The organism is Chloroflexus sp. (assembly GCF_034435895.1).
Lineage (GTDB): Bacteria > Chloroflexota > Chloroflexia > Chloroflexales > Chloroflexaceae > Chloroflexus.
In genome coordinates this window covers 1-4,243 of sequence record NZ_DAOTWH010000312.1, presented here as the reverse complement: position 1 = coordinate 4,243, position 4,243 = coordinate 1, and the positions used below count along the sequence as shown (strand labels likewise).

Annotated in this window: 4 protein-coding genes and 1 tRNA gene; 1 reads left to right on the top strand and 4 read right to left on the bottom strand. The window is 52.4% G+C overall.

The window, feature by feature from the left end:
- Nucleotides 1-906: DUF1294 domain-containing protein (locus U9R81_RS17410; RefSeq protein WP_322496691.1), on the top strand; the 906-nt coding region annotated here is incomplete at its 5' end.
- A 6-nt stretch (nucleotides 907-912) separates the two neighbouring features.
- Here the strand turns inward: U9R81_RS17410 and U9R81_RS17405 are convergent.
- The 4 genes from U9R81_RS17405 to U9R81_RS17390 form a co-directional block, all read right to left on the bottom strand.
- A tRNA-Ser gene (locus tag U9R81_RS17405) sits at nucleotides 913-1,003 on the bottom strand.
- 75 nt (nucleotides 1,004-1,078) lie between these two features.
- A complete protein-coding gene (locus U9R81_RS17400; protein WP_322496690.1) occupies nucleotides 1,079-2,005 on the bottom strand; it encodes a hypothetical protein in 927 nt (308 codons plus the stop codon).
- 61 nt (nucleotides 2,006-2,066) lie between these two features.
- Nucleotides 2,067-2,771: a glycosyltransferase family 39 protein gene (locus U9R81_RS17395; RefSeq protein WP_322496689.1), complete on the bottom strand. Its 705-nt coding sequence runs from the start codon at nucleotides 2,769-2,771 to the stop codon at nucleotides 2,067-2,069.
- A 1,072-nt stretch (nucleotides 2,772-3,843) separates the two neighbouring features.
- Nucleotides 3,844-4,243: glycosyltransferase family 4 protein (locus U9R81_RS17390; protein ID WP_322496688.1), on the bottom strand; the 400-nt coding region annotated here is incomplete at its 5' end.

Genomic DNA, 4,243 nt, shown 5'->3' with positions numbered 1-4,243 from the left:
CGCTTGTCCTTGCGCGCCGCCACCGGCGGCGAAGCCATCTCCCGCTTTAGCGGGATGGATGCCGTGCGGCAGGCGCAAAAGGTCACGGATTTGCCCGAAGGAAAGGCTCGGTTTACCGATCCCGCTGAGCGGATGCGTCCCGTACTCGCGGGGGAGTGCTGCGGGCGCGCGGGCAGTGCGACGCGCTGCCCCCTACGCGCCCTCGCAATGACATCGTTCCTATTGCTTGATGGCGTTTGGCATGGTACTCTTCCCCATAACGGTTTCAGCGTTTTAGCCACCATCACTGCTATGAATAGCCAACGCTACATTGGCCGCATCGTCACGTGGAAAGCGCAGGAAAAGTACGGCTTCATCCAATTGCCGAGCCACCCAAACGGCATCTTCTTTCACATCAACCAATGCTATCACCGCGATTGGCTGCCGCAGATTGGCGAACTGGTCAGATTCGAGGTTGGCCAAGATGCGCAGGGGCGTCTGCAAGCGATTAACGTCGAGTCGCAATCACCAGCGCCACAGATCGCACCGCCGCGAGTTAATCCGGCTGACACGATGCTGGCGCTGTTGGTGTGCGCAGCGTTCATCGCCCTGATCGGACTAGCGACAGTCACGGTAGGGCTGCCAGTTTGGGTCATCGGCTGGTATCTGGCGGCCAGTGTGGTGACACTGATGCTCTATATCGAAGACAAGCAGCGCGCGCAGCGCGGCGTGCGGCGCATCCGCGAGAAGACGCTGCACCAGTGGGAATTGCTCGGTGGGTGGCCGGGGGCATTGATTGCGCAAGAGTTGGTGCGTCACAAAGTCAGCAAAGGTTCGTATACGAAGGTGTTTTGGCTCATTGTCGGGCTGCACTTGTTGGGGTTGATCGGGTACATCGTGGTACGGATCGGGCTGATGACACTGTGATGGCGGTGGCGGGCAGGGTGGGATTCGAACCCACGACAGCGTTACCGCTGTACGGCATTTCCAGTGCCGCGCACTAGACCAACTATGCGACCTGCCCGCGCCATCTGCGATATTACCATAAGGCGGCAGGGGGCGCAAGGGTTTAGCCTAGCCAACCGAACAGAGTTTATCGCTAGCGCCGAACACGCCAAACCGACCCACCGGGGCCATTGTACACCAGCTCGAACCGATCAGGATTGTTCCGCCTCCATTGCACCTCAGGCCAATCTGCCGGAATGGGTTCATAAACGACGACCAGATCGATCTGTTTATCACGCAGTTGTTGCAACCATACCGCTTGATCAGGGACATCACTACGGTTATCTGGGTAGGTACGGATTGGTTGATCAGCCGGAACATTTGCCTCGATTTCGTGCAATAAATCGCCGGCGCCAACATTCACGGCAGTAACAACGTTCTTTAAATGATGGCCCATCAGCGGCAACGGGATATTCCCGCCAAGATACGCAATGCGCTGGCCTGTGGTATGTGCATTCACCCAATGCCACAATTGGCCCACATTCGCATAAGGCAAGCGCGTGTATGCATAATACTCGCGCCGGTCATAGTGTTCTAATCCGGTTGCGAATGCCACGATAGCGGCTAATCCGATAAACGGCAAGATTCGCCAACCCCACCGCTCCAACGCTCGCCCGATCACTATCAAAACCCCAATACTTACCCCAAGCAACAGTAGATATTGGAGTTCTGTCTGCAAGGTGATTCGCCACGTAACATCCCACAACGCTCGCCAAGTGCTAGCGTCTATGTAGAGTGAAGTAGGCGCAGCCTCAAACAAATTTGTCCCCATGGTATACACTGTTATCAGAAACATCAATAAACTGCCTACTACCACGTAGGTAAGGTAGAATCGCTCTTTCGGGCGATGCTTGTCTATCTGTTCCAAACCTATCACCGCCACAATCAGGAGTAAGAGCATTGCCGGCAGCAAAAACCGGGTAGCGCGGATTGGCAAAAGTTCGCTGAAGAGCACAAAATAACCGGCAGCTAGCCCAATCAGGATGATCGTCGATCGTCGCCATGGATGAGACCGGAACAATACCTTCCTCAGGCTAGGTATTGCCACCAGCAATAACAAACCAAGGTTGGCATAACCCGGCTCAAAAAAGAGCAGGCGGGCATCGAATTGAAAAAAGTTGGCTGGTAAACCATTGCCAATCTACCAATCTTGGCAAAGTGATCCATCTCAACGTGAAGCGATACGAATACAACGGATTGCCAGTCAAGAGCCAATTACGCACACACGAGAAGCTGGCTAATGCACTAAGCGGGATGATCATAGCAATGGCGCCATATCCAAGGCGTTGCCACGAGGAACAGCCGTAGCGCCACCATGCCCATGCCAACCACGGCGCCAGCAGGATGCTGAAGGTAAGCGCAAACCCTTTCGTGCCAATAGTGAGACCAAGCGCAATACTTGCCAGTACGAGATCGCGCAGGGTTGCAGTGCAGGCGGCGCGTTGCCCCATTGCTAGGCTCAACAACCAAATGGCCGCAAAGATCACATCATTTGTTGACCACAATCCGGCAGTCGCCGAAACCATTGGCACAAAGAGTGTCAAGATACCGGCACGGCGGGCAACTACTGGGGACAGATCGAGCTGGCGGGCAATGGCATAGACGCTCAATGCCGCGAGCAAGGCAAACGGCGCCTGACCAATGTCAGCCACGGCGATCATATCGAACGGCAAGATCAGCCACAAGTAGAAGAGGTTCGCATTAATCGGATAATACGGCGGGGCAGCATTGCCATACGGCAGCGACACCATTGCTAGCTGGTGTTGCTGGTACCAGTAGGCTGGCATATAAAGTTGATAATTGAGCGAGTCCCAGTTTGCCGCCGGTGTGATGAAATTGATGATCGTCTGGGCAATGAGTGGGCCGATACCGAGCAGGAATATATATCGTTCAAACGGCGGCCACTTTAGCTTAGCATGCCAATCATGATTCCAGCGGAACGTTTTATTGGTTATCTTAGCGAATAAAATGATTACCAAACTAATAAAACATGTAACTATTAATACGTAATGATAAGTAATAAGTCTTAATTAATAATTTGCTAACAAAATAACAACAATTTGTACCCACAGAAATAATAAAAATATCACGATACAATCATGTCACAACTAGAAGACAAAAAACAGCTTCTGAATAAAAAGTATTAATAAAAAAGACAATATTGATTATAACGCTTAAAAATACATGAATGATTACAAAGAAAAAGTTGTACCAAGAATAATTTTTATTAACCCAAAACAAGTAGACTGTATTTGACAGTTTTGAATTTACAAAATTTATATCTAAAAAAGAATAATATTTAATAACTAGAAATTACAAAATTTTTACACATTAATTTCACAATGAACGACATGTGCCAGCAGCGGTCTCTTGTCCAATCCACGCTGTTACGCTATCTCGGCAATGAGGCGGGTTGCCTGTACATCGATGCGCCGCTGTTCCTGCTCACCATTCATAGGGTGTGAGGCATTGCATCGCTCGATCGACACTGGCTTAGACCCTAGCTGCTTCTATCGCAGTGAGTTTCACTATCTTGTTATCAGCACTGCCGGAATGGGGAGGCTTGATCGAACAGATCGCTCGTGTGCTTTACCACGCTAGACTGGCATAGTTTGGTATAGCCTGCCAAGCCATTATCGGCATATTCACAACCACCGGTTTGGGAAGGGAATTATCGGCTTAGCGTTCAGATCCGAGGCAACTTAGGCGAGTGGTAATGAGGTTATCAATGAATATACCGTTGTGCACTTGTGGTTAAGCAACCGCAAGAACGCACAGCGGCATTATTTCAATCACAACGCGAATGAACGAGCGCTCTTGGTAGCGTTTTTGCGATGGCGATGGCATTGGCAGCAAACTTTATGCTTGTCCTACCAATGCTTGCACCACCCTTTCCCACGTGATCGCGTCAACTAGCGGGCGGCCTGCGCATCCCAAGCGAGCCGCTTCAGCCGGATCGGCGGCCAGCCGGTCGAGATGCGCGGCAATCGCTGCCGGGTCGGGCGGCGAGACGAGGCCGTTCTCGCCGTGGCGGACAAATTCGAGCACGCCGCCGGCATCATCGGTTGTGATCACGGGCCGGCTGGCGCCGAAGGCTTCCACCGTGGCAAAGCCGTAATCTTCATCCACCGGCGCGTAGTACACGGCGCGGGCGTGGGCGTAGAGATCGATTAATTCGTCGTCAGGGACAAAGCCGCGGAACGTGACCCGCTCGCCGAGGCCAAGCTCGGCGGCGAGGCGTTGGAGGCGATCGCGGTCG